Origin of the sequence: Variovorax sp. AB1(2024) (genome assembly GCF_037482385.2) — a bacterium.
In the GTDB taxonomy this organism is placed as follows: domain Bacteria; phylum Pseudomonadota; class Gammaproteobacteria; order Burkholderiales; family Burkholderiaceae_C; genus Variovorax.
In genome coordinates this window covers 4,627,652-4,648,877 of record NZ_JBBHKP020000001.1, presented here as the reverse complement: position 1 = coordinate 4,648,877, position 21,226 = coordinate 4,627,652, and the positions used below count along the sequence as shown (strand labels likewise).

Genomic DNA, 21,226 nt, shown 5'->3' with positions numbered 1-21,226 from the left:
ATTTGATTGTGGATCCAGTGCATGAAAAATGGGCTTCAGCGTTTTTTAATGGTGATTTTTTTCTTGTCGAAGCTAAATCAGGATATCGAAGCTGCGTAAGTGATGCAGAGCGATATCAATGTCAAATGGCTGCTGGTGCTACAGATGAAGAGTTGGGGCAGGCGGTCGTTGAGGCTTTGACACAAAGTCGTTTCGTAACGCCAGAAAATTCGGAAGAATTTGATCGTCTCTTTGATCCAGCGAGGATTGCGGCAAGCTACGCGGCTTGGGTAGCCTCGCTCCTTGAGAAATATCAATACAAAAACAAAAATTCACTGTTTAAAAAGATGTTGCTTTGCAATGTCTCGATGGTCGCTGATGAGATAAAGATATCTCCCACGATTCATAAAAAATTAGAGCTTTGGGGGCGCGAAAAAGGCGACGGAATTCAGGATTCTTTTGTTGCAATCGATAGCCCAGTTGAGAAGATTGGTCAAACATTGCGAGCAGCCTTCAGTCGATGCGAGCAGTAGTGCGTTGATCAAAGTTTCCATGCGTATCAAGCTCTTAACCGCTCTTCTGACATTCGGCCTTTTGGTAGGTTGTGCCCGATCGCCTGTCACGCCTGTGCAGCAGCCTCCGGTGGCACGCGTGGTGGTGGTTCCCGTGGCGCCCATCGATAAGATGCATACCGAGAACAAGGGCATCCCGCTCGGCGTGCTGTGGCAGTCGCTGGCAGACCGCATCAAGAGTTCAGACTTCAATGAACGCATGGAAGCCACGCGAAAAGACATGGGGCCGAAGCTCACGGCAGCATTGGTTCGGCAGTTGACTGCGCAAGGCTATGAAGCACAGGTGGTCGAAGGCGCATCGGAGCGAGCAGCGCAGTCTGCAATTGATGAAAGCAAGCTGCCTCCGACCGAGGCAGTGCTGCGCGTCTACCTCAACGAGGTCGGCATGTTTTCCGCTCGCTTCTCAAGAGACTATGTTCCGCGCGTCAACCTGAGTGCCTATCTGGTTCGGGGCGAGACGGAAGATAGCCTCTACAGCGAAACGCTTTACTACGGTGCTGACGCGACAAACAACAAGGCGTCGTGGAGCGTGCCTGCGAACCCTGACCATCACTGGTCAAGCTTCAATGAACTGTTTGAGCATCCGCAGGAGGTTGCTCAGAGCTACGACCATGCTGTCAATGCGCTGGCGGCAAGAATTGCTCAGAACATTCGCGCGCAGGTCTCACCAGGTGCGGTGGTGGTTCGGTCGGCAGGACCTTGAGTCCGAGGTCGAGCGAGGATCGACACGCGCGACTCTTGGCACTGCTTGCATCACCTTTGTGTGGTGCAAGCAGACAAAAACAATCAGGGAGAGAAATTGAAAACGTATTCGCGTGCCGTGTTGGCCGGCGTGCTGATTGGTGGACATTTGCTGGCTCAAGCCCAGGTGCCAAGCACGCCACAACCCTTCGTCGAGCAGCAGCGCCAGCAAGAGCGTGAGCGTGCCCTGCGTGAGCAGAACGAACGCACCGTCGACCAGCGTCCGCAGGCTGCACCACCAACTCCGGCGCAGCGCATTCCCGAATCCGAGTCGCCGTGCTTCCGCATCGACCGCGTGTTGCTGGTCGGCGAACAGTCAGAATCTTTCCAATGGGCCGTTGCCGATCTGTCCGGCCCTGAGGGCAATGATTCGCCGGTCGGCCGTTGCCTCGGTACTGCCGGCGTCAATGTGGTACTGGCGCGTGCGCAGCAAGCCGTCATTGCTCGCGGCTTTGTTACCACCCGTGTGCTGGCCGCGCCGCAGGATCTCTCTGCCGGCGCGCTGACCCTCTCGCTGGTCCCCGGCCGCATCGCAGCCATCCGCACGACGTCTGATTCTTCCTCCGCGCTACTTGGCAGTTCCGCCTTGCTGGCAACGGCCATCCCCGCGCGCCCCGGCGACCTCTTGAACCTGCGCGACATCGAGCAGGGCCTGGAGAACTTGAAGCGCGCCCCCACCGTCGAAGCCGATATCCAGATCGAGCCTTCGACTGCGCCCAATGCCAAGCCCGGCGACAGCGATCTCGTCGTCAAGTACGTCCAGTCCAAGAAATGGCGCGCCACCTTGAGCCTCGACGACAGCGGCACCGAAGCCACCGGCCGATATCAGGCCGGCGCCACCCTGTCTTTGGACAACCCCTTCGGCTTGAACGACCTGTTCTACGTCAGCGCCAACCACAACGTCAACAACCACGTGTTCAGCGATCCGGCCAAGGGCACCGAAGGCCAGACCGTTCACTACTCGCTGCCTTATGGCTACTGGCTGCTGGGCCTCACGGCCTCCAACAGCCAGTACCACCAGAGCGTGACCGGCCTGAACCAGGACTACGTCTACGCTGGCAAGTCCAACAACGCGGAGGTCAAGCTCTCGCGCCTGCTCTACCGCGACCAGCGCCGCAAGACCACGGTGGCCGTCAAGGGCTGGCGCCGCGAGTCGCGCAACTTCGTGGACGACACCGAGGTCGAGGTGCAGCACCGCGTGGTCGGCGGCTGGGAGTTCAGCCTGAACCACAAGGAGTTCATCGGCGAGGCGACGCTCGAAGGCACGCTGGCCTACAAACGCGGCACCGGCGGCTTTGGTTCACGCGCTGCGCCGGAAGAAGAGTTCGGCGAGGGCACCTCGCGCCTGAAGCTCTACACCGCCGACATCAGCCTGAACGCTCCATTCAAGCTTGGCGAACAGAAGCTGCGTTACTCCGGCCTGATCCGCGCTCAGTGGAACCGCACGCCACTCACGCCGCAAGACCGCTTCGCCATCGGCGGGCGCTACACGGTGCGCGGTTTCGACGGCGAGACAAGCCTGATGGGCGAGCGCGGCTGGCTCATCCGCAACGACATCGGCTGGGCCGTGGGTCAAAGCGGGGCTGAGCTGTACGTCGGTGCCGACTATGGCCACGTCGGCGGCCGTTCGACGGTCGACCTGCTCGGCCGCAGCCTGGCCGGTGCCGTCATCGGCGTGCGCGGCCAGTGGAGCAAGCTGAGCTACGACTTCTTCGTCGGCGCGCCGATCAGCAAGCCGGAGGGCTATCGCACAGCGAAGGTCACGCTGGGTTTCAATCTCAACGCGAGCTTCTGATGCGTCAAGTGCTTGTGCAGCTTACGAGCTAACGCGAGAACGACTCCACCGCCACCGGAATCTCCGGCGCCTGCCAGCGGTAGGCGCCGCCCAGCACGTCGCGCTCGGGCTTCTGCCCGTTCCACTGGATGTGGAGCAGGTCCATCAGGGTCCAGCCGGTCCAGTCCGCGCGAAACGGCTGCTGCATCTCGCTGGCCGGCAGCGGCTGCTGGTTGCGCCACACCACGGCCGGAATGCGGTAGCCCGACGCGGTCGAGGGGCTGTGGCCCGCCCGGTCGCTCACATGGCCCACTTCCTGCCCGTGGTCCGACAGGTACATCCATGCGCGGTAGTCCTGCGGCTTGCCCGCGCTGCGCGTCTGCTGCAGCAGCTCGGACACCACGAAGTCGTGATAAAGCAGCGCCGCGTCGTACTCCTGGCGGAAGCGCCGCACCCATGAGGAGCGGCCGTTCTTCACCAGGCCGTTTTCCACCGCGTCGATGTCGTCGTCGAAGGGGTTGGCGTTTGCCGGAAAGCGCAGGCTGTAGTGCGGATGCGCGCCCATCAGGTGGACCACGATCAGCTTGCGCTCGGTGCTGGTGTCGGCCAGCGCTTCCTGCACGCAGTCGAGCACCTCGCCGTCCAGCGAGGCGCTGGCGCGGCCCGGCGTGCGGTTGACCATGTCGACCACGTCGGCGAAGCGCGCATGCTGCTGCTCGATGGCCAGGTCGTCGTGGTTGCTGATCCACCAGACCTTGTAGCCCGCGGCGCGCGCCAGTGCCAGCACGTGCGGCGGGTTCTCGCTGTCGGGCAGGCCGAAGCGGAACATGTTGCGCAAGGCGGGCAGGGTGCTCGCGTCCACCGACCATGCGTTCTTCAGCACCGCCATCTGCTCGCCGGTCTGCGCCTTGTGCGCCTGCAGGCGCGGCGTGGTCGGGCGGCCGTAGCCGTACAGGCCCATGTTGTCGCGGTTGATGCTGTCGGTGATGACCAGCACCACGGTGGAAGGCCCGGCCCGCGTGATGACGGGCGCAATGGCCTTGGCCTGCGCCGTCAGGCGGTCGCGTTGCTGCTGCTGGTCGGCCCAGGCGGCCTGCAGCGTGCGCAGCGACTGGGCCCACTGTGTCCAGAAGAACGCGGGATGCAGCCGCCTCCACGGCTTGCTCGCATAGGCCACGCAGGACACCAGCAGCGCCAGCGCCAGCAGCGCGGTGATCCAGCGGGCGGGGCGCGCTGCTGTCGGGGCCACCGCGCCGCGCCGCGCGAACATGCCCACCAGCAGGCCCGAGGCGATCAGCAAGGCGCCCCACACGGCCGCCGAGCGCCAGTGCATCCACAGGTACTCCGTGCTCTCGCGCGCGTTGGTGTTGGCTGCCGCGCCAAGCACCATCGCGCCGTCGGGCGCGGCTTGATAGGTGTCGAGCAGGTAGGCCCGCACCGTGGCGTCCAGCGCAAAGCCCATGGCCCAGAGCCAGACCAGCACCGTGCGCAGCCGACGCATGCGCGCGCTGCGCAGCGGCCATGCGAGCCACAGCACCATCGGCAATGCCAGCACCGCGAGCTGCGCGATGCGCCGGCCGTCGTGGCCCAGCGCGATCAGCGCCAGCAGGGTGGCGCCGACCACGCCGCAGGCAAGCCATGCGCCGTGGCGGGGCTGGGGTGGGGCAGCGGGGAGGGAGGTCAAGCGGGCAGCGCCGGCAGCGCGAACAGGGATGGGCGGGGCGGATTCTGCCCCGGCCGAAGCGCAGGGCACCGCAGTCTCCCCGGCTGCGCAGGGGGCTATGAGGCAGCGGGGCTCGCGGGGGGAGAGGTGGGGGAGGGAGGCTGTCGGGGAAATCCCCGCGGAACTTATTGAGCCGAGGGCGCCCAGACGGGCTCGCCCGGCTCCGCCGGACATTCACTCCTTACGTTCGATAGAAAGGAACCCCAGCTCCATGGATAGATTCAGTCGATGGCCCGCGCTCCTGCTCGCATTCTTTCTCGCATGGGTGGCCGCGCCGTCCGTGTTCGCGGCGGCGCCGTCCTCGCAGATGGTCAGTGCCGCCGTTCCCACGCTCAACATGCGCACCGGCCCCGGACAGCGCTACGAGACGCACTGGACAGTGAGCAAGGGCTACCCCTTCCGCGTGATCGGCAGGAAAGGCGACTGGCTGAGGGTCAGCGACTTCGAGAACGACAAGGCCTGGGTCTACCGGCCCATGACCAGCAAGACGCCGCACCACGTCGTGAAGGCGAAGGTCGCCAACCTGCGGCGCGCGCCGAGCACCCGCAGCCCCGTATTGAAGAAGGCCGGCTACGGCGACGTGCTGCGCACCATCGAGCGCCGGGGCGACTGGATCAAGGTGCGGCACGAGGGCGGCGCCACCGGCTGGGTGCAGAAGCGCCTGACCTGGGGCTGGTAAGCGGCGACGTGCGCCGGGCCGCCGTTCAGGTCGCGGTGGCCTGGCGCACCGCGCGTTCCCAGCGCGCCATCGATTCCTCGGCCTGCGCGCGGCCCATGGTCGGCAAGAAGCGGCGCTCCACCTTCCACAGCCTGGAAAGCTCGCGCGCGTCGCTGTAGAAGCCGGTCGACAGGCCCGCCAGGTAGGCGGCGCCCAGCGCGGTGGTCTCGACCACTTCGGGCCGCACCACCGGAATGCCCAGCAGGTCGGCCTGGAACTGCATCAGCAGGTCGTTCACGCTGGCGCCGCCGTCCACGCGCAGTTCGGCCACCGGCTTGCCGCCGGCGGCCACGGCGTCGCGGCTCATGGCCTGCAGCAGCGCGGCGCTCTGGTAGGCGATGCTTTCCAGCGCGGCGCGCGCGATGTGCGCGACCGTGGTCCCGCGCGTGAGTCCGGTGATCGTGCCGCGCGCGTCCGCGTCCCAGTAGGGCGCGCCCAGGCCGGTGAAGGCCGGCACCATCATCACGCCGCCCGCGTCGGGCACGCTCTCGGCCAGCGACTGCACTTCGGCGCTGCCCTTGATGGCCTTGAGCCCGTCGCGCAGCCACTGCACCACCGCGCCGCCCACGAACACGCTGCCTTCCATGGCGTACTGCGGCGTCGCATCGGTCTGCGCGGCGCTGGTCACGAGCAGGCCGTTGTGCGAGGGCTGGAACGCGCCGCCGGTGTGCATCAGCAGGAAGCAGCCGGTGCCGTAGGTGTTCTTGGCCATGCCGGCCTCGAAGCAGGCCTGGCCGAAGAGGGCGCTCTGCTGGTCGCCGGCCACGCCGCCGATGGGCAGCGTGTGGCCCAGCAGCGTGGTGTCGGTATCGGCGAAGTGCGAGCTCGATGGCTGCACCTTCGGCATCAGCGCGGCGGGAATGTCCAGCGCCTTCAGCAGCTCGGCGTCCCACGCGTTGTCATGCACGTTGAAGAGCATGGTGCGCGAAGCGTTGCTCACGTCCGTCACGTGGGCCTTGCCGCCGGTGAGCTGCCAGATGAGCCAGCTGTCGATCGTGCCGAAGGCCAGTTCGCCGCTCTGCGCCTGCGCGCGCGCGCCGGGCACGTTGTCGAGCAGCCAGCGCAGCTTGGTGCCGGAGAAGTACGCGTCGATCACCAGGCCGGTCTTCCGGCGGATGGTGTCGCTCATGCCTTCGTCGCGCAGCCGGGCGCACAGCGGCTCGGCGCGGCGGTCCTGCCAGACGATGGCGTGGTGCACCGGCTGGCCCGTCTTGCGGTTCCACAGCACGGTGGTCTCGCGCTGGTTGGTGATGCCGATGGCGTGGATGTCGGTGACCTGCAGCCCTGCCTTTGCAAGCACCTCGCGCGCGGTGGCGAGCTGGCTGTGCCAGATTTCCATCGGGTCGTGCTCGACCCAGCCGGGCTGCGGATAGATCTGCGTGAGTTCTTTCTGCGCGATGGCCACGATGCGGCCTTCGCGGTCGAACACGATGCTGCGCGAGCTGGAAGTACCCTGGTCCAGGGCCAGCAGGTAGGTCGTCATGTCGTCTCCGTGTTTCTTCGTTCTTCAGTTGTCGCGTGCGATCTCCAGCCGGACCTGCGCCGCGAGCAGCAGGTCGGGGAAGGGCGGCGGCGGCTCGGCGTCGGTGAACAGCCGGTCGATCTGCGAGAGCGTGCCCAGCTGGATCATCGCGGGCCGGTTGAACTTGCTGGCGTCGGCCGCGAGCCACACCTCGCGCGCCTGCGCGATGATGGTCTGCGCCACCTTCACCTCGCGCAGGTCGAAGTCGCGCAGCGAGCCGTCGGCCTCGATGCTCGACACGCCGATCAGCGCGATGTCCACCTTGAACTGGCGGATGAAGTCGATGGTGGCCTCGCCCACGATGGCGCGGTCGCGCGGGCGCACCGAGCCGCCGGCCACGATCACCTCGCACGAGCTGTTGCCGCTCAGGATGGTGGCCACGTTCAGGTTGTTGGTGATCACGCGCAGGCCGGTGTGGCGCAGCAGCGCCTTGGCGACGGCCTCGGTGGTGGTGCCGATGTTCAGGATCAGGGAACAGTCGTTGGGCACCAGCTCCGCCACGCGGCGGGCGATGCGCGCCTTGCCCTCGGCGTGCAGGGTCTCACGCTGCTGGTAGCCGATGTTCTCGGTGGTGGAGCTCGGCACCCGCACGCCGCCGTGGAAGCGGGTCAGCAATCCCTCGTCGGCCAGCCGCTGCACGTCCCGGCGGACCGTCTGCAGCGTGACGCCGAGCATTTCGGCCAGTTCTTCGACGGTGACGGAGCCGCGCGTGCGCACGGTTTCCAAGAGATTGATCTGTCGGGGATTGGAGTTCACAGGGGCGTCGCGAAGGGCAGGAAGACTGCGGCAAGGTTACAGTGCGCGTCAATTTAAAACGAAAGAAAGCGAATCCCGATTGAGCGAATTTTCGGGGAAAATCGCGCTCAAAGGAATGAAATTGAAAGAATTCGAAAATACAATGGCTTCCGTCAGCAAACCCAAGCCATGAACCAACGGATCCATCTGCTGTGAGCGATTTTTCCTCGAATCCGCCTGCGCCCGCCACCGATTGCGACGTTCTCATTGTCGGCGGCGGCATCAACGGCTGCGGCATCGCACGCGACCTGGCCGGCCGCGGCTGGCGCGTGGTGCTCTGCGAAAAAGACGACCTTGCCTCGCACACCTCTTCTTCCTCGACCAAGCTGATCCACGGCGGGTTGCGCTACCTCGAGTACTACGAGTTCTCGCTGGTGCGCAAGGCGCTGCAGGAGCGCGAAGTGCTGCTCAAGAGCGCGCCCCACATCATGTGGCCGCTTCGCTTCGTGATGCCGCACGACCCGTCGATGCGCCCGGCCTGGATGATCCGCATCGGCCTGTTCATGTACGACCACCTCGCCAGGCGCGAGGTGCTGCCGGGCTCGCGCAGCGTCGACCTGCGCCGGCATGCCGCCGGCAAGCCGCTGAAGGAGCAGTACAAGCGCGGCTTCGTCTATTCCGACGGCTGGGTCGACGATGCGCGGCTCGTGGTGCTCAACGCGCTGGACGCGCGGGCGCGCGGCGCCGAGGTGCTGACCCGCACGCGCTGCGTGCACGCCCAGCGCGACGCCGACGGCTGGACCGCCACGCTGGAAGGCGCCGACGGCAACAGGCGCACGCTGCGCGCGCGCGCCGTGGTCAACGCGGCAGGGCCGTGGGCCGAGTCCTTCCTGCGCGGTGTGGCGCAGTCGGCCAAGGGCGAGGCACTCGCCACCAAGAGCCTGCGGCTCGTCAAGGGCAGCCACATCGTGGTGCCGCGCCTGTTCGAGCACGACCATGCCTACATCTTCCAGAACCCCGACAAGCGGATCATCTTCGCCATTCCCTACCAGGACGAGTTCACGCTGATCGGCACCACCGACATCGAACTGACCGGCGACGACCCCGGCGCGGCGCGCATCGCGCAGGAAGAGATCGACTACCTCTGCACCCAGGCCAGCCGCTACTTCGACAAGCCCATCGTGCCGAGCGACGTGGTGTGGACCTATTCCGGCGTACGCCCGCTGCTGGACGACGCGTCGGGCGATCCGTCCGCCGTCACGCGCGACTACCTGCTCGAGTCGAACACCACCGCCGCGCCGCTGCTGTCGGTGTGGGGCGGCAAGATCACCACCTTCCGCAAGCTGGCCGAGGACGCGGCCGACGAGGTCGGCAAGATGCTGGGCCAGTCGAGCGCGCAGCGCCCGGCCTGGACCGACGGCGCCTTCCTAGCGGGCGGCGACCTGTCGGGCTGGATCGGCACCGCTAAGCGTCCCGACGACGACTTCGAGCGCTTCGTGTCTGCCGTGCAGGCAAAGCACCCCTGGCTCTACGGCCAGCTCGCGCGGCGGCTGGCGCGGGCTTACGGCGCGCGCATCGCCGACGTGCTGGGCGATGCGAAATCCTTCGCCGGCCTGGGCGCCGAAGTGGCGCCCGGCCTGTTCGAGCGCGAACTGCGTTTCCTGCAGGACAACGAGTGGGCCGTGACCGCCGACGACGTGCTCTGGCGCAGGTCCAAGCTGGGGCTGCACTACACGCCCGCGCAGCGCGAACAGGTCGCGCGCTGGCTGCAGGCCAATTCCAGGCGCGGCTGAGGCCCGGCGCAGGCCTGGCGGAGGGCTGGCCACCCCAACCATCGGCAGTCGTAGACATGACTGATGGCAGATGCTTTTGGCGCTTGCTTCGCGTACATTCGACGGCCCCCGAAAGCCACCGCCAGTGATCTCCAGCCTTTCCAGTCTCTCCAGCCCCGTCGCCGCGCCTCGCAACAACGTCCCCAAGCGGGTCCTGGTTCTCCGCTATTCGCAGTCCGGCCAGCTCGACCAGGTGGCCGAGCAGATCGTGGCGCCGCTGCGCGCCGACCCGTCGATCCAGGTGCATGAAGAAGTGTTGCGGCCGCTGCGGCCGTTTCCCTTTCCCTGGCCCTTCCTGACCTTCTTCGACGCCTTCCCGGAGTCGGCCCACATGAAGCCGCGGCCGCTGGCGCCGCTGTCGCTCGGCGGCGATGAAGACTTCGACCTCATCGTGCTGCCTTACCAGGTGTGGTTCCTGGCACCTTCGCAGCCGGTCGCGGCGTTCCTCAAGCATCCGGTGGCCGCGCGCCTGCTCGAGAGGAAGCCGGTGGTCACGGTCATCGCGTGCCGCAACATGTGGCTGCTGGCGCACGAGAAGCTCAAGGGCATGCTGGACGACGTGGGCGCGCGCCTGATCGACAACGTGGTGCTGACCGATCCCGGCCCCACGCTCGCCACCTTCTTCACCACGCCGGCCTGGCTGATCTGGGGCCGCAAGCGCGGCTTCTGGGGCATGCCCGACGCGGGGCTCAGCGCCGAACAGATCCGCGGCAGCGGCCGCTTCGGCCGCGCGCTTCGCGATGCGCTGCACGCCGGCCTCGAACGCGGCACGCAGCCGCTGCTGGCCGGCCTGGGCGCGGTGCGCGCCGATGCCCGGCTGCTCGTCAGCGAGAAGGCCGGCACCCGCAGCTTCTACCTGTGGGGCAAGCTCATCATGGCGGCCGGCCGCCCCGGCGCATGGCAGCGCAAGCCGCTGCTGCTGCTGTACGTGCTGTTCCTGCTGGTACTGATCATCACGGTAGTGCCCGTGAGCCTCACGCTCCAGGCGCTGCTGCGGCCTTTGTTCCGGGGGTGGCTGACTAGAATGACCGCCCAGTTCGAGTGCCCGTCGGGCTCCGCCACGGACCGCTCCCATCTCTATGACGACTGATGTCTTCCTGACCCGTACCGCCGCCTTCCTGCCCTTTTCCCCGGTCGGCAACGACGACATCGAAGACGTGCTCGGCCGCATCGGCGGCAAGGCTTCGCGCGCGCGGCGGCTCATTCTTCGCAGCAACGGCATCCAGTCGCGCCACTACGCCATCGACCGCGCCACCGGCGAACTGGCCATGACCAACGCGCAGCTCACCGCCTCGGCCATCCGCGCGCTGGGCGACGACGTGGGGCCCGTCGACTGCCTTGCCACCGGCACCTCGCTGCCCGACCAGCTGATGCCCAACCATGCGGTGATGGTGCACGGCGAACTCGGCTGGCCGCGCCTCGAAGTGGTGGCCTGCGCGGGCATCTGCCTTGCCGGCGCCACGGCGCTGAAGCATGCGTGGCTGTCGGTGCGCGCGGGCGACGCGCGGCGCGCGGTGGCCACCGGCTCGGAGCTGGCCTCGGCCGTGATGCGCGGTTCTCGCTTCGAGGCCGAGCTGGAGCACAAGCTCGAAGCGCTAGAGGCTCGGCCCGAGCTGGCCTTCGAGAAAGACTTCCTGCGCTGGATGCTGTCCGACGGCGCCGGAGCGGTGCTGCTGGAGCGCGAGCCGCGCGGGCCGCTGTCGCTGCGCATCGACTGGATCGACCTGTCGTCGGCCGCGCACGAACTGCCGGTGTGCATGTACGCAGGCGCCGAGAAAAACGCCGAAGGCGGCCTCGACGGCTGGGCCCGCAAGTCGCCCGAAGACTGGCAACGCGAGTCGACCTTCGCCGTCAAGCAGGACGTGCGCCTGCTCAACGACAACATCGTGCGCGCCACGCTGGGCGAGCCGCTCGCGGCCATCATCGAGCGGCGCGGGCTGAAGTCGGCGGACATCGACTGGTTCCTGCCGCATCTGTCATCGCACTATTTCGTCGAACCGGTGAGCCGGTGCCTCGAGTCGCTGGGCCTGCACATTCCGCGCGAGCGCTGGTTCAGCAACCTCGCGAGCAAGGGCAACACGGGCTCGGCGTCGCCTTACATCATGCTCGACGAGCTGTTCCGCTCGGGCCGCATCAAGCCCGGGCAGAAGCTCTTGATGTTCGTGCCCGAAAGCGGCCGCTTCTCCAGCGGCTTCATCTACATGGAGGCGGTGTAGCCATGGATCTCGACGCGGTACCTCAGGAGGGCAATGCGACCCTCGATGGCCATTCCAAGCTGATGTACGCGCGCGACGCGCAGGGCCGCGTCGTCACCGCCACCTCGCGCGGCTGGGAGGCCGAAGAGATCGTCACCAGCCACGCCGTCGACGTGCTCGTCGAACAGGCGCAGGCCGCAAGGGAACGCGTGAAGGCGGGCCAGGCCTCGCCGCTCGAATACTGGATGTACGAGCGCCGCATGGACGTGGCGCTGCTCTCTCAGACCAGCGGCTTCTGGCAGTGGCGCGTGCGGCGCCACCTGCAGCCGCGCCATTTCGCCGCGCTGTCCGAAGCGCAACTCGCACGCTACAGCGAAGCGCTGGGGCTGCCCGTTTCCACCCTGCAAGGCTTGCCGTGAAGTTCCAACACCAACAGGCGGCGCACTGCGAGAGCGGCGTCATCTCCAGCCTGATGCGCCACCACGGCGCGCCGATGAGCGAGAGCATGGCGCTGGGGCTTTCATCGGCGCTGTCGTTCGCGTACCTGCCGTTCATCAAGCTGTCGGGCCTGCCGCTCATTTCGTACCGCATGCCGCCCAAGGCCATCATCAAGGGCCTGCTGGCGCCGATGGCCGCGCGCTTTCGCTTCGAGACCTTCCGCAGCCCCGAGGCCGGCCAGCAGCGGCTCGACGCCTTGCTGGCCGACGGCCAGCTGGTGGGGCTGCAGACCTCGGTGTACTGGCTGCCGTACTTCCCGCCGAACATGCGCTTTCACTTCAACGCGCACAACCTGCTGGTCTACGGCAAGGACGGCGACGACTACCTGATCAGCGACCCCGTGTTCGAGGAGCCCGTGCGCTGCGCCAGCGGCGACCTGGCCCGCGCACGCTTCGCCAAGGGCGTGCTCGCGCCCAAGGGGCTCATGTACTACCCGCAGGCCATCGACCGCAAGGCGGTCGACGCGGCCAGCGTCGTCAAGGCCATCCGCAAGACGGTGCGCAACATGCTCGCCCCGATTCCCATCGTCGGCGTGCGCGGCATGCGCACGCTGGCCAGGCGCATGCAGGCGCTGTCGCCGACCGACCCGCGCAGCGTCGACTTCATCGGCCACGTGGTGCGCATGCAGGAAGAAATCGGCACCGGCGGGGCGGGCTTCCGCTTCATCTACGCGGGCTTCCTGCAAGAGGCCGCGCACCTGCTCGACAAGCCGCAACTGCAGCAGATGTCGGAGCGGCTGATCGCGATCGGCGACGGTTGGCGTGCGTTCGCACTCAAGGCGGCGCGGATGGTGAAGGGGCGCGAGGCGGTGGACCCCGCAGCGCTTGCTGCGAAGCTGCGTGAACAGGCTCAGCAGGAAGAAAGCTTCTTCCGCGATCTCAAGGCTGCCGTCGCCTGATGATTCTTTGTCTGGTTTCAAGTCGTTCGGGGGGCGATCACGTCGACGGGGTACCTTGCTCCGCGAATATCCCCCGGCCTGCGGCCTCCTACTTTATTTCGCTGCGCAAGGCACCCCATCGACGTGATCGTTCAGAGCCGTCGTTGATCAGCCAGCACGACAGCCGCGTCCATCGTGCACAGGGCGTCGGGTGCTCCCCGCAGCGAAATAAAGGAGGAGGCCGCAGGCCGGGGGACATTCGCGGAGGGGAGTACCCGATGGCCTGTGCACATGCCCCGAACAACACGCAGATGGCAAACCGATGCTAGAGCTGAAGAGCCTCAGCTACCGGTATCCGCATGCCGACGCGGCCGCACTGGCCGACGTATCGCTCGCAGTGCCGAGAGCTTGCGTGCTCGGTCTTCTGGGCCCGAACGGCGCAGGCAAGACCACGCTCATCTCGCACCTGTCGGGCGCGCTGGCCGTCCAGTCGGGCGAGATCCGGATCGACGGTCAACCGCTGCAGCAGGTGCGTGCAAAGACCCCAACAAGGATTGCCGTCGCGCCGCAGGAGCATGCGTTCTATCCCATGCTGACCGTGGCCGAGAACCTCGCATGCTTCGCGGCGGCGGGTGGCCTGTCTGGCGCGAAGAAGAAGGAGCGCATCGCCGCCTGCACGGAGTTTGCGCAACTCGAACAGTTCTCTGGCGTGCGCGCTGAAAGACTCTCCGGTGGCCTCAAGCGGCGCCTCAACCTCGCCATTGCGTTGCTGCCCGAGCCCGAGCTGATGCTCTTCGACGAGCCCACCGTCGGCGTCGACCCGCAGTCGCGCGCCTTCATCCTCGACGCCATCAAGAGCCTTGCGCAGCAGGGCGCGGCGGTGATCTACGCCTCGCACTACATGGAAGAGATCGAGGCGATCGCCGATCGCGTCGTCATCCTCGACCGCGGCCATGTGCTGCGCGAAGGCGCGCTCGACGACCTGCTCTCGAAGAGCGCGATGCTGCTCACGCTCGCGGCCGACGGGCTCGACGCGGGCATGCTCTCGCGCTTCGGCACCGTGGAAGAGGGCGGCGTGCACTGGCGCATCCACCTGGACAGAGGCATCGGCCCCGGTCCCGTGCTGGCAGCGCTGGAGGCGCAGGGCATCGAGGTGCGTCACGCGGAGTTCGGCCGCCATGACCTGGAGCAGCTGTTCATGGCGCTCACCCATCGCTCGCTGCGCGACTGACCGACGTTCCCATGCTACTCGCGCTCATCAGGAAAGAACTGCTCGCCCTCGTGCGCGACATGCACGGGCTGGCCGCGCTGTTCGTGATGCCGATGGTCTTCATCGTGCTGATGTCGCTCACGCTGAAAGACATCTACCGCCCGCCGCTCGCCGAGCTGGTCTATGCCATCGACATGCGCGACACCGCCACGCCGGCGCAGTGGCTCAAGCAGCTCTGGCAGCGCAACCACGGCACGCCGCAGCCGCTGGGCGACGACTGGCAGGCGCGGCTGCGCAACGGCTCGCTCAAGTACGTGATCGTGATGGAGCCGGGGCTCTCTCAAGAGCTGGAATCGGCCGCGCTGTCGACCCAGGCGCGCATCCACCTGCTGACCGAGCCCGGCATCGACGCCAACCTGTTCAATGCGCTGCGTGCCGAGCTGGTCGGTGCGTCGGGCGAGCTCAAGGCACGGCTCGCGCTGGCGGTGCCCGGCACGGCCAGCCCCGCGCCCGATGCGTCGATCCAGGCGATGGTGCACGCCCAGCGCTTCTCCGCCGCCGGGCCGCGCCCGACCTCGGTGCAGCAGAACGTGCCCGCATGGCTGGTCTTCGGCATGTTCTTCGTGGTCGCGTCGCTGTCCAGCCTGTTCGTGCAGGAGCGCAGTTCGGGCGCGCTCGGCCGGCTGCAGAGCCTGGGCGTCTCGCGCTTCACGCTGCTGGCGTCCAAGGCCTTGCCCTACCTTGGCGTGAATGCGCTGCAGACGGTGCTGATGCTCGCGGCCGGCATCTGGTTCATGCCGCTGATCGGCGGCGACGCGATGTCGCTTGCCGGCATCCACTGGGGCGCGCTGGTGCTGTCGCTCGCGGCGGTGAGCCTGGCGGCGGTCAGCTTGTCTCTCGCGCTGGCCTGCCTGGTGCGCAGCCATGCACAGGCGGCCACCATCGGGCCGATGGTCAACGTGCTGATGGCGGCTGCCGGCGGCATCATGGTGCCCAAGTTCGTGATGCCGGGCTTCATGCAGCGGCTGGTCGAGATCTCGCCGATGAACTGGGGGCTCGAGGCCCTGCTCACCGTGCTGCTGCGCGGGGGCGGCGTGGCCGACGCGCTGCCGCAGATCGGCCGGCTGGCCGTGTTTGCGGCGCTGATGTTCCTCATCGCCGTATTTCCGTTTCGCAGGCGCGCACCATGAGCACCCTTGGCACCGTCACCCCTGAATTCATCGCCAGCCTCAAGGCCATGGTGCTCGAAGCCGTCGAGAAAACGGCGCCCCCCGGCGGCCTCGGCGACGACGAGCCGCTGTTCGGCCCCGAGGCGCGGCTCGACCTCGACTCGCTCGATGCGCTGCAGGTGTCGATGGCGATCCAGCAGCGCTTCGGCGTGCGCATGCCCGACAGCAAGGAGACGCGCCGGGCGCTCACGTCCATCGCGCATCTGGCGCAGCATCTCGCGCAAGCGGGCAAGGCATGAGCCAGGTCTTCCTGGCCGGCGTCGGGCTGGCCTGCGCGCTGGGGGAAGACATGCCGCGCGCACTCGCTTCCTTGCGGCGCGGCGGTGTGCCGCCGGTGCCCGTGGCCATTGCCGATGACGTGCGCTGGCCCGTGCATGCGCTGCCGCCATCGGAGGGCGACTGGACCGAGCGCCTGCGCCGCATCGTGCGCAACGTGGCCGCGAAGACCGGCGACTGGGGCGAGCGCACCGCGCCGCTGTTCGTGGCATCGTCGTCGCTCGACATCGGGTTCATGGAACACATGGAACAGTCCCGGCGGCTCGGCGGCGATCTGCAGGACTTCGCCGACATCGTGGCCGGCGCGCTGGACTGGCAAGGACCGGTGTTCACCGTGTCGACCGCCTGCACATCGTCGCTGAACGCGGTGCTGACGGCCTGCGACATGATCCGCGGCGGCGAGGCGCAAGAAGCGCTGGTGATCGGCGCCGAACTGGACAACCGCTTCACCGTCGCCGGCTTCGGCGCGATGCAACTGCTGGCGCCCGATCGCGCAAGGCCCTTCGGCGCCGGACGCAAGGGGCTGGTGCTCGGCGAGGCGGTGGCTGCGCTGCGGCTGCAGTCGCGCGCCGCGCGCTGGCAGCTCATGGGCGGCGCCAACGTGGTCGACGGGCGCAACCCCTCTGGCACCGAAGCCAGCGCGGTGCTTGCGATGTGCCACGGCGCGCTGGCGCAGAGCGGGCTGCGGCCGGTCGACATCGACCTCGTCAAGGTGCAGGCCGCCGGCAGCCCGGTCAACGACGCGATCGAGGTGGAGGCGCTCAAGCAGGTGTTCGATCCGCTGCCGCCGCTGGTGTCGTTCAAGTCGGTGATCGGCCACACGCTGGGCGCCGCGGGAGCGGCCGAACTGGCGCTGCTGGTGGGTTGCATCGAAGGCGGTGCGTGGCCGCTGGTGGACTATCCGCTCGACAAAACGCTCGGCATCTCGCTGTGCGCGCAGGCGCCGCGGAGGCTGCGCCACATGCTGCTCAATCTGGTGGGCTTCGGCGGCGGTCATGCCTCGCTGGTGCTGAAGGACTGCTCGGCATGACGGCTTGGCGCACCGCTGCGCACTTCGTCGCGCATCCGCCGGCGCAGGAGTGGCGCGACGACCTCGCGCGGCGCATCGGCCGCCGACCGCGCCGCGTCGGCTTGTGGACGGAGCTTGCGATGTACGGCGCGCGCTGCTGCCTGGACGCGGCCGGCGAGAGCGCGCTGCCTGACGATGCCCGCCTGCGCGTGGCCAGCCTGCGCGGCGCACGGGAAGCCACGCTGGCGGGGCTTTCGCAGCTAGACACGGGCATGCCGATGCCTTTCACCTTCATGCAGAGCCAGCCCGCGCTGATGCTGGCCGAGGTGGGGCGGTGCCTGGAATGGCAAGGCGATGCGAGCTTCATGCTGTGCCGCGATCCGCAGCGCCTGCTGGCGTTGTCGAAGCTGGGCGCGTCAAGGGGCGGCCTGCTGTTGGGCACCGTCGAAGAGGCGCACGCCGGCGAGCCGCCGCGTACCGAATGGTGGCGGCTGGTGCCGTCCTGAGGCCGCGGGTCAGCCCGAGATCGAGCGCTGCAGGTTGATGCGTGCCTGCGCCTCGAGCTGCGCATGCATGCGCGGCGTGGCGTAGATGGCCTTGCGGTCGAGAAAGCGCTGCAGGATGGCGCGCCGGCGCGGCAGGCGCACCTCTTCGGGCACGAAGCCGTATTCGGCGTGCACCTGGCGCTCGTATTCGTCGAAGCGCTCGCGCGCTGCGCCGAGGATCGACAGGTCGATGTCGATCAGCAGTTCGGCGTCGCGGCCTTCGGGCACCGCGTCGTGGCGCGTGGCCATGACGAGCGCGTGGACGCGTTCGGCCGCTTCCGCGTCGACGCCAGCAGCCAGCAAGGCCAGCCGCGCCCAGTCGGCGCTGCGTGCTTCGTTGTCGTGTGCATGCACGTCGTAGATCGCGTCGTGGAACCACAGCGCGAGCGCAACTTCCGCGGGGTGTTCTGCCAGCGCCTGTTCGCGCTCGAACCAGGCGAGGCATTCGCCCAGGTGCTGCATCGTGTGATAGTGGCGCTGGGGTTCGGCGTAGCGCCGCTGCAGCTCGGCGCACAGCGCCTCGTCGGGCGCCGTCACGCCCAGCGCATGCCAGGCCGCGTTCCAGTTCGCTCGCAGTGCCTCGGGCGACATGGTGCCTATTGCTCCATCGCGGCCTTGACCTCTTGCCCGAGGTCGAGCACGGACATGGCGTAGTAGCTGCTCCAGTTGTAGCGCGTGATCACATAGAAGTTGCGCGTGCCGGCCACGTAGGTGGGCGGTGCGTCGGCGCCGTTCTGCAGCTCGACCAGCGCGAGCAGGCCCTTGTGGCGGATGCCGTCGCCCTCGGGCACCGCGCCCGCGGCCACGAAGCTGTCGGCGCTGAATGTCGGCAGGATGTCGGGCGCCAGCAGCAGCGCCTTCTGCAGCCGCGCTTCCTCGAAGTGCACCGGAAAGATGGCGGGCATGCCCGGCTGCCAGCCGAAGGCCTTGAAGTAGCTGGCCACGGAGCCGATCACGTCGGCCGGGTTGTTGACGAGGTCGATGCGGCCGTCGCCGTCGAAATCGACCGCGTACTTGGCGATGCTGCTGGGCATGAACTGCGGCATGCCCATGGCGCCGGCGTAGCTGCCCAGCGGGGTGAGCGGGTCGTCGGCGGTGCGGCTCTCGGTGCTCAGGAAGCTCTCGAGCTCGCCGCGGAAGAAGGCCTCGCGCTCGGCCGCTCGCGGGTGTCCCTGGGGAAAATCGAAGGACAGCGTGGCCAGCGCGTCGATCACGCGGAAGCTGCCCATGTTGCGCCCGTAGATGGTTTCCACGCCGATGATGCCGACGATGATTTCCGGCGGCACGCCGTACACCTGCTGGGCGCGCGCCAGCGTGTCGGCATTGGCGCGCCAGAAGCGCACGCCGGCCGCGATGCGCACCGGGTCGATGAAGCGGCTGCGATAGGTCTGCCAGTTCTTCACGGTGCCCACCGGGCCCGGCAGCATGAGCCGCGGCACGTTGGGCAGGAAGCGCGCGCTGCCGATGGTGGCGCGAACCCATTCGCGGTCCAGGCCCCGGCGGGCCGCCACTTCGTCGGCGAACTGCATGGCGTCGTCGCGCGTGGCGTAGGGCGTGCTGCCGCGCACCGGATTGACCGCGGCGGCGGCACGGCCGCTGGAGGACTTCTGTGCTGCAGCCCCCGTGGACCATGCGCAGCAGGCGGCGAGAAGAGCGGCTGCCGCGGCGGCGCGGGACGGCTTGGGGAGAAAGAATCGCATGGGTCGATTGTGCCGCCCGCCCGCACGGACCCCTTTCGGGGACACATGTGGTTTCAGCCGCGCGGGTTCGCGGCGGGCCAGGCGAGGCGTCGGAATTCGGCGCGCAGGGAGGAAAGGGAATCCGGCGTGGCCGGTGCGTAGCGTTGTGCCTCCAGCTTCAGCAGCCAGTCGCGCACCGCCTGCGCAGACGGGCCGAAGCGCGCGTCGGCGGCCTGGGCCATCTGGCGCGGCGGCGCGGTGTCGGGCAGCTGCAGGCCGGCCCTGGCGAGCCGCGCGCGGGCCTGGCCCAGCAGGCGCAGCCACGGGTCGTGGCGGCTGCGCTCCCACAGCGTCCAGGCGGCGCCGGCAAGGCTCGCGCCCACCAGCAGATAGAGCAGCACATAGGCCAGGTCTTCCAGGCTCGGCGCCTCGAAGCCGATGTTCTTCAGCAGGTTCAGCTGGCGGCTCTGCGTGTAGTTGAGCACCCACTGGTTCCAGCCGTTGTTCACCGCCTCCCAGGCGGCGCGGATGTTCTGCGCGAGCGTGGGGCTCATCGCGCCGATGGCGCCCGCGAACAGCCCCGGCTGCGGCACCAGCCGCTGGAACTGGCCGATGCGGCCCGGCGCGACGGAACCCGTGGGATCGACGCGCACCCAGCCCGTGCCTTCCTGCCAGACCTCGGCCCAGGCATGCGCGTCGCTCTGGCGAATGATCCAGTAGTTGTCGACCGTGTTGAGGTCGCCGCCCTGGTAGCCGGTGACGATGCGCGACGGCACGCCCAGGTTGCGCATCAGCACCACGAAGGCCGAGGCGATGTGTTCGCAGAAGCCTTCCTTGCGGTCGAACCAGAACTCGTCGGCGGTGTTGTCGCCGTACACGCCTGGCTCCAGCGTGTAGCTGTAGCCGCCGGTGCGCAGCCGTGCGAGCGCGGCCTGCACGAAGGCCGGCGTATCGGCACCGGCCAGCGCGGGGTCGGCACGCATCTCGGCGGCCAGTGCTGCGGTGCGCGGATTGGTGCCGGGCGGCAGCGCCAGGTAGGCCTGCAGCTGGCCGCCGGCGCGCTTGAGCGGGCCGCTGTGGAACTGCGTGTAGCTCTCGGCGCGGTAGCGCACCAGGTCGTTGAGCGGGCGGTTCGCCAGCCATTGCAGGTCGGGCGTGCCCGTCACCTCGAAGCCCGGAGCCTCGGGCGCGCGCGGCGCGGCATCGAGCGTCAGCAGCAGCGGGCGGTTGCTGGGCTCGAGCGTGACCTCGTAGCGCACCGGCTCGCCGCTCACGCGCAGGTTCGGCGTCCACTGGGTGCCGCGCGCCCATGACGGCAGCGCGGTCCATTCGCGGCCGTCGAACTGCGCGAGCACCGGGCCGCGGAAGTAGAGCTGGCTTTGCGGCGGCACCTTGCCGGTCTCGAAGCGCACCCGCGCGGCGATGCTGTCGTCCAGCGCCAGTTCGGCGATGGTGCCGACACGCATGACGTTCGACAGGCCGCTGCGTCCCACCATGGCGTCGCTGGGTGTGCCCCACAGCGGCGCGAAGCGCGGGAACAGCAGGAACAGCGCTAGCATGATCGGCGCGCCGGCCAGCGCCATCCAGCCGGCGGTGCGCGCGGCCTGCCACAGCGGCGGCCGGCCTACCGGCATGTGCGCGTTGACCAGCGCGGTGAGCAGGCCCAGCAGCGCTAGCAGCATGGTGAACGCGGTCAGCAGCGACTGCGAATAGAAGAAGTTCGTGAGCATCGCGAAGAAGCCCAGGAAGAAGATGACGAAGGCGTCGCGCCGGGCGCGCAGCTCCAGCGTCTTCAGCGCCAGCAGGATGACGATGAGCGTGACGCCCGCGTCGCGGCCCAGCAGCGTGCGGTGCGTGGCGAAGGTGGCGGCCAGCGTGAGCGCCAGCAGCGCGGCGCGCCACCATCTGCCTGGCAGCGGGCGTGCCTGCACCGCGAGCATCCCGCGCCACAGCAGCACCATGGCCGTGATGGCGGTGCACCACCAGGGAATGTTCTCGACCTGCGGCAGCACGATCAGCGCGATCACCGCGAGCAGGAACAGCGTGTCCCGGGCATCCCGGGGCAGGGTGGCCAGCCGCGTCATGAGCTTGTTCATGGTCGTGGTCCCTCGT

20 protein-coding genes are annotated in these 21,226 nt (G+C 68.0%); 14 read left to right on the top strand and 6 right to left on the bottom strand.

Translation table 11 applies throughout. The features are described from left to right. The first annotated feature begins 8 nt into the window (after positions 1-8). From WIX39_RS21680 to WIX39_RS21670, 3 genes are all read left to right on the top strand, one after another. Positions 9-512 (top strand): contact-dependent growth inhibition system immunity protein, encoded by a 504-nt coding sequence (locus WIX39_RS21680; protein WP_234382990.1) that lies wholly within the window; start codon positions 9-11, stop codon positions 510-512. A 19-nt stretch (positions 513-531) separates the two neighbouring features. Continuing rightward, positions 532-1,254 (top strand): hypothetical protein, encoded by a 723-nt coding sequence (locus tag WIX39_RS21675; RefSeq protein WP_234382479.1) that lies wholly within the window; start codon positions 532-534, stop codon positions 1,252-1,254. A gap of 117 nt (positions 1,255-1,371) precedes the next feature. Next, positions 1,372-3,087: a ShlB/FhaC/HecB family hemolysin secretion/activation protein gene (locus WIX39_RS21670; protein WP_106933968.1), complete on the top strand. Its 1,716-nt coding sequence runs from the start codon at positions 1,372-1,374 to the stop codon at positions 3,085-3,087. Positions 3,088-3,115: 28 nt separating this feature from the next. On the opposite strand, the gene WIX39_RS21665 is transcribed toward WIX39_RS21670, so the two are convergent. Further along, positions 3,116-4,750, bottom strand: coding sequence for a phosphoethanolamine transferase (locus WIX39_RS21665; protein ID WP_409195809.1), 1,635 nt, complete (start codon positions 4,748-4,750; stop codon positions 3,116-3,118). Between the two features lie 250 nt (positions 4,751-5,000). On the opposite strand from WIX39_RS21665, the gene WIX39_RS21660 reads away from it, so the two are divergent. Next, positions 5,001-5,468, top strand: coding sequence for an SH3 domain-containing protein (locus WIX39_RS21660; RefSeq protein ID WP_106933970.1), 468 nt, complete (start codon positions 5,001-5,003; stop codon positions 5,466-5,468). Positions 5,469-5,493: 25 nt separating this feature from the next. Here the strand turns inward: WIX39_RS21660 and glpK are convergent, their stop codons facing one another. Together glpK and WIX39_RS21650 are read right to left on the bottom strand one after the other, a co-directional pair. After that, the gene (gene glpK / locus WIX39_RS21655; RefSeq protein WP_409195808.1) at positions 5,494-6,990 is read right to left on the bottom strand and encodes a glycerol kinase GlpK; all 1,497 of its coding nucleotides are present in this window, start codon (positions 6,988-6,990) and stop codon (positions 5,494-5,496) included. 24 nt (positions 6,991-7,014) lie between these two features. Next, positions 7,015-7,785, bottom strand: a complete 771-nt coding sequence (locus WIX39_RS21650; RefSeq protein WP_081267160.1) for a DeoR/GlpR family DNA-binding transcription regulator — start codon at positions 7,783-7,785, stop codon at positions 7,015-7,017. A gap of 191 nt (positions 7,786-7,976) precedes the next feature. Here WIX39_RS21650 and glpD point away from each other — a divergent pair, with 191 nt between their 5' ends. The 10 genes from glpD (at position 7,977) to WIX39_RS21600 (ending at position 17,396) form a co-directional block, all read left to right on the top strand. Then, entirely contained in the window at positions 7,977-9,557 is a 1,581-nt protein-coding gene (glpD, locus tag WIX39_RS21645; RefSeq protein ID WP_409195807.1) for a glycerol-3-phosphate dehydrogenase, read from the top strand. Positions 9,558-9,681: 124 nt separating this feature from the next. After that, positions 9,682-10,686, top strand: a complete 1,005-nt coding sequence (locus tag WIX39_RS21640) for a dialkylrecorsinol condensing enzyme (protein WP_409195806.1) — start codon at positions 9,682-9,684, stop codon at positions 10,684-10,686. Next, the gene (locus WIX39_RS21635; protein ID WP_409195805.1) at positions 10,676-11,812 is read left to right on the top strand and encodes a beta-ketoacyl-ACP synthase III; all 1,137 of its coding nucleotides are present in this window, start codon (positions 10,676-10,678) and stop codon (positions 11,810-11,812) included. The genes WIX39_RS21640 and WIX39_RS21635 overlap by 11 nt, the downstream gene beginning before the upstream one ends. 2 nt (positions 11,813-11,814) lie before the next feature. Next, positions 11,815-12,210 (top strand): hypothetical protein, encoded by a 396-nt coding sequence (locus WIX39_RS21630; RefSeq protein WP_106933974.1) that lies wholly within the window; start codon positions 11,815-11,817, stop codon positions 12,208-12,210. Beyond that, entirely contained in the window at positions 12,207-13,187 is a 981-nt protein-coding gene (locus tag WIX39_RS21625; RefSeq protein ID WP_409195804.1) for a BtrH N-terminal domain-containing protein, read from the top strand. The genes WIX39_RS21630 and WIX39_RS21625 overlap by 4 nt, the downstream gene beginning before the upstream one ends. Positions 13,188-13,488: 301 nt before the next feature. Next, positions 13,489-14,397 carry an ABC transporter ATP-binding protein gene (locus tag WIX39_RS21620; RefSeq protein WP_409195803.1) on the top strand — a complete coding sequence of 303 codons (909 nt, stop codon included), beginning with the start codon at positions 13,489-13,491 and terminating at the stop codon, positions 14,395-14,397. Positions 14,398-14,408: 11 nt separating this feature from the next. Beyond that, positions 14,409-15,566 (top strand): ABC transporter permease, encoded by a 1,158-nt coding sequence (locus tag WIX39_RS21615; RefSeq protein WP_409195802.1) that lies wholly within the window; start codon positions 14,409-14,411, stop codon positions 15,564-15,566. Then, entirely contained in the window at positions 15,563-15,844 is a 282-nt protein-coding gene (locus tag WIX39_RS21610) for an acyl carrier protein (RefSeq protein WP_081267238.1), read from the top strand. The genes WIX39_RS21615 and WIX39_RS21610 overlap by 4 nt, the downstream gene beginning before the upstream one ends. Then, entirely contained in the window at positions 15,841-16,911 is a 1,071-nt protein-coding gene (locus WIX39_RS21605) for a beta-ketoacyl synthase N-terminal-like domain-containing protein (RefSeq protein WP_409195801.1), read from the top strand. The genes WIX39_RS21610 and WIX39_RS21605 overlap by 4 nt, the downstream gene beginning before the upstream one ends. Continuing rightward, positions 16,908-17,396 carry a hypothetical protein gene (locus tag WIX39_RS21600; protein WP_409195800.1) on the top strand — a complete coding sequence of 163 codons (489 nt, stop codon included), beginning with the start codon at positions 16,908-16,910 and terminating at the stop codon, positions 17,394-17,396. The genes WIX39_RS21605 and WIX39_RS21600 overlap by 4 nt, the downstream gene beginning before the upstream one ends. Before the next feature lie 9 nt (positions 17,397-17,405). Here WIX39_RS21600 and WIX39_RS21595 read toward each other — a convergent pair whose 3' ends face one another. From WIX39_RS21595 to WIX39_RS21585, 3 genes are read right to left on the bottom strand one after another with little or no spacing between them, the layout of a single operon-like run. Beyond that, positions 17,406-18,026 carry an HD domain-containing protein gene (locus tag WIX39_RS21595; RefSeq protein ID WP_409195799.1) on the bottom strand — a complete coding sequence of 207 codons (621 nt, stop codon included), beginning with the start codon at positions 18,024-18,026 and terminating at the stop codon, positions 17,406-17,408. 5 nt (positions 18,027-18,031) lie between these two features. After that, positions 18,032-19,135, bottom strand: a complete 1,104-nt coding sequence (mltB, locus tag WIX39_RS21590) for a lytic murein transglycosylase B (protein ID WP_106933982.1) — start codon at positions 19,133-19,135, stop codon at positions 18,032-18,034. Positions 19,136-19,188: 53 nt separating this feature from the next. Next, positions 19,189-21,210 carry a transglutaminaseTgpA domain-containing protein gene (locus WIX39_RS21585; protein WP_106933983.1) on the bottom strand — a complete coding sequence of 674 codons (2,022 nt, stop codon included), beginning with the start codon at positions 21,208-21,210 and terminating at the stop codon, positions 19,189-19,191. Positions 21,211-21,226 lie beyond the last annotated feature (16 nt).

Bases quoted from the DNA above. Each gene is read 5' to 3' on its own strand.
- WIX39_RS21595 (WP_409195799.1), bottom strand. From the start codon at position 18,026: ATGTCGCCCGAGGCACTGCGAGCGAACTGGAACGCGGCCTGGCATGCG.
- WIX39_RS21605 (WP_409195801.1), top strand. From the start codon at position 15,841: ATGAGCCAGGTCTTCCTGGCCGGCGTCGGGCTGGCCTGCGCGCTGGGG.
- WIX39_RS21585 (WP_106933983.1), bottom strand. From the start codon at position 21,210: ATGAACAAGCTCATGACGCGGCTGGCCACCCTGCCCCGGGATGCCCGG.
- WIX39_RS21610 (WP_081267238.1), top strand. From the start codon at position 15,563: ATGAGCACCCTTGGCACCGTCACCCCTGAATTCATCGCCAGCCTCAAG.
- glpK (WP_409195808.1), bottom strand. From the start codon at position 6,990: ATGACGACCTACCTGCTGGCCCTGGACCAGGGTACTTCCAGCTCGCGC.
- WIX39_RS21660 (WP_106933970.1), top strand. From the start codon at position 5,001: ATGGATAGATTCAGTCGATGGCCCGCGCTCCTGCTCGCATTCTTTCTC.
- WIX39_RS21620 (WP_409195803.1), top strand. From the start codon at position 13,489: ATGCTAGAGCTGAAGAGCCTCAGCTACCGGTATCCGCATGCCGACGCG.
- WIX39_RS21635 (WP_409195805.1), top strand. From the start codon at position 10,676: ATGACGACTGATGTCTTCCTGACCCGTACCGCCGCCTTCCTGCCCTTT.
- WIX39_RS21600 (WP_409195800.1), top strand. From the start codon at position 16,908: ATGACGGCTTGGCGCACCGCTGCGCACTTCGTCGCGCATCCGCCGGCG.
- mltB (WP_106933982.1), bottom strand. From the start codon at position 19,135: ATGCGATTCTTTCTCCCCAAGCCGTCCCGCGCCGCCGCGGCAGCCGCT.
- WIX39_RS21675 (WP_234382479.1), top strand. From the start codon at position 532: ATGCGTATCAAGCTCTTAACCGCTCTTCTGACATTCGGCCTTTTGGTA.
- WIX39_RS21615 (WP_409195802.1), top strand. From the start codon at position 14,409: ATGCTACTCGCGCTCATCAGGAAAGAACTGCTCGCCCTCGTGCGCGAC.
- WIX39_RS21630 (WP_106933974.1), top strand. From the start codon at position 11,815: ATGGATCTCGACGCGGTACCTCAGGAGGGCAATGCGACCCTCGATGGC.